This is a genomic window from Methanococcoides sp. AM1, assembly GCF_900774055.1.
Lineage (GTDB): Archaea > Halobacteriota > Methanosarcinia > Methanosarcinales > Methanosarcinaceae > Methanococcoides.
Genome location: NZ_CAAGSW010000025.1, coordinates 1 through 263, shown reverse-complemented (window position 1 = coordinate 263; position 263 = coordinate 1). Strand labels below are relative to the sequence as shown.

The following is a 263-nucleotide window of genomic DNA, read 5'->3' as shown; positions in this document are numbered from 1 at the left end:
TCTGATTTCAGTGCTAATGTAACTGAAGGTATTGCTCCCCTGAGTATTGCGTTCACGGATCTCTCAACCAATGCAACGTCATGGTCCTGGGATATTGATGCTGACGGTACTGAGGATTACTCAAGTCAGAATCTCGTTCATACGTATGATACAGCTGGTTTGTATACTGTCAATCTTACTGTCAGTAATATCAATGGCACTGCTTCCGAAGTCAAGACGAATTATATCAATGTGACATCAGTTCCTATACTTCCGGTTTCTGA

The 263-nt window shown here is 41.8% G+C and carries 1 protein-coding gene; it reads left to right on the top strand.

The features are described 5' to 3' along the window. Positions 1-263 (top strand): PKD domain-containing protein (locus tag E7X57_RS12240; RefSeq protein WP_135613279.1); only part of this gene is annotated, 263 nt, incomplete at both ends.